Source organism: Limnospira sp. PMC 289.06 (assembly GCF_032350395.1).
GTDB lineage: Bacteria > Cyanobacteriota > Cyanobacteriia > Cyanobacteriales > Microcoleaceae > Limnospira > Limnospira platensis.
On record NZ_JARPLC010000255.1, the window covers coordinates 1 to 2,340 of the forward strand.

Here is a 2,340-nt window from a genome sequence, read left to right on the forward strand (position 1 = left end):
TTATCCATTTCTGGGCTTCCTATAGGAATTTGTATGAGTTAGTTCGTTTTGACCTTGGGTTCCCTGCCTTATTTGGTATATTTCTATACCGAATGTTGGGACATATAAACAGTTATGAGGATGGTCAGGAGAGATCTCCTTATATTCAACCAAGGGGTTTAAGTCCCCACCAGGCGGTTATTTCAGGTATTTCAACCCTATTTCATGCCTGAACGTCTCGCACCGCTAGAGTTAATGAAGTCGAATTAACCGCCCGGGGGCGGCATCAGTCAACACATAGAGATGACCATCAGGACTTTCCCGAACATCCCGCACACGCGCTCGCGATCGCGATCGCTCGTTGGTCTATCACCTCACCGGACTCATTTAATTGGATATGATGCACCGATTGGGATACCAAACCCCCAGCAAACAAATCGCCCCCATGCACGGCTAACCCGGACGGAGCGATCGCCGGTGTCCAGACGATATCGGGGTCAACCATATCTGGATGGGATTGGCGATCGGAAATTCGCCCCCCTGTATATTCCTGACTATGGGTAACAAGAGGCCAGCCGTAATTTTCTCCTCCTTCAATCCGATTCAACTCATCCCCACCACGGGCACCATGTTCCGTAGACCAAACGTGACCCCGTTGGGAATCAATCGCCAACCCCTGAATATTCCGATGACCATAACTCCAAATAGCCGGGTCACTATTAGGGTCTCCCTGCCAAGGATTATCACTCGGAATTGAGCCATCGTCATTCAGGCGTACAATCTTACCCAAATGACTCCCTCGATTTTGAGCCTGTAAGCGAATCAGTTCCCCGTCCAGTTGCACGGGTGGATTCCCCCCATCACCAATCGCCACCAGCAGAGTATCATCAGGTAACCAAACCATGCGCGATCCAAAATGTTGTCCTCCCCGTTTCAAAGGAGCAGCTTGGAAAATCACTTCCACATTCTCTAGGCTGCTTCCCCTCAACTCCCCTCGACCCACTGCCACGCCATTGGCTTCCTGGGTTCCTTGGGAATAGGTGAAATAAATCAACGAATTTTCCTCAAACCGGGGATGAACGGCAATATCCAGTAAACCCCCCTGATTGAGGGCTAAAATCTCTGGCAACCCGGCCACAGGAGTGGGGTCGAGAATGCCATCGCGCACTATCCGTAAGCGTCCTGGTCGCTCAGTAATCAGCATCGTCCCGTCAGGGAGCCACGCTAATCCCCAGGGATGCTCCAAATTCTCAACTACTGTCGTTTGTTCCCACTCCCGATCGAGAGGGATAGATGCACCAGATTCAAGGTCGGTAGATAGGATTTGTGCAAAGCACCGCTCGCAGAGTTGACTGGGTTCTCTGGTGGGGTTTCTACTCCGGTTGGCGTCTCACCGCCGATCAAGAGGAAACTCCCTAGCAAACTGCCAGCAATCGGAGTCAGGGGTTGAATCATCGTGAATCTCATTGGCAAGCGCGTTTATTACATTTCTTCTCCTTTGATAACAGAAGAATTGTTTTGAGAAGATCAGTGCAAAGATTAGGTTACAGATTCATCCCCTACCAGGGGAGGCTTTAGACCCATTTCTTGAGGAACTAAGCCCCTAGCCCCCTGTGGGAGTGAAGTGCTAACTATACACTATTGTTGATTAGATAGCGGCGAAGAACTCTTTAGACTTCACTGGGTCGGGGTTCATGGTTTTGTCTCCTGGCTGCCAACCTGCGGGACAAACTTCGTCGGGGTTGGCTTGAACATATTGGATCGCTTGTAAGGTGCGTAGGGTTTCGTCTACATTACGACCGAAGGCAAGGTTATTGATAGTGGCGTGTTGAATAATGCCGCCTTTGTCGATAATGAACAGACCCCGCAGTGCAATTCCGGCCTCTGGGTCAAGTACGTTGTAGGCGGCGCTGATTTCTTTTTTAATGTCAGACACCAGAGGATAGTTGAGGTCGCCAACTCCACCGGATTGGCGATCGCTTTGAATCCAAGCTAGGTGAGAAAATTCACTATCGACAGAAACCCCTAAGATTTGGGTGTTAATGGCTGAAAATTCTTCAGCGCGATCGCTAAATGCGGTAATTTCCGTCGGACAGACAAAAGTAAAGTCCAGGGGATAAAAGAACAGGACAACGTATTTACCGCGATATTCCAATAACTTAATAGTTTTGAACTCTTGGTCAATCACCGCTGTAGCGGCAAAATCTGGGGCTGCTAAACCAACGCGAATACACTCACTTGTCATGGGTAAATCTCCTAATTCCTTTGAAAACTCAGAATGGCTGAGTTTTCAATTTGTTACGATAAATTAGGGGTCGAGATAGACCTCACGGTCTACCCCTCCCATTCAAAACCGTACTT

At 49.0% G+C, this 2,340-nt stretch carries 3 protein-coding genes; all 3 read right to left on the minus strand.

The features are described from left to right. Positions 1 to 231 precede the first annotated feature (231 nt). The 3 genes from P5674_RS24190 to P5674_RS24200 all read right to left on the minus strand — a co-directional run bounded on the left by P5674_RS24190 (position 232) and on the right by P5674_RS24200 (position 2,224). Positions 232 to 315, minus strand: a complete 84-nt coding sequence (locus tag P5674_RS24190) for a PQQ-dependent sugar dehydrogenase (RefSeq protein WP_286131305.1) — start codon at positions 313 to 315, stop codon at positions 232 to 234. After that, the gene (locus P5674_RS24195) at positions 290 to 1,183 is read right to left on the minus strand and encodes a PQQ-dependent sugar dehydrogenase (protein WP_006616089.1); all 894 of its coding nucleotides are present in this window, start codon (positions 1,181 to 1,183) and stop codon (positions 290 to 292) included. Before P5674_RS24195 ends, P5674_RS24190 begins: the two co-directional genes overlap by 26 nt. A gap of 444 nt (positions 1,184 to 1,627) precedes the next feature. Then, the gene (locus tag P5674_RS24200) at positions 1,628 to 2,224 is read right to left on the minus strand and encodes a peroxiredoxin (RefSeq protein ID WP_006616087.1); all 597 of its coding nucleotides are present in this window, start codon (positions 2,222 to 2,224) and stop codon (positions 1,628 to 1,630) included. Positions 2,225 to 2,340: the final 116 nt, after the last annotated feature.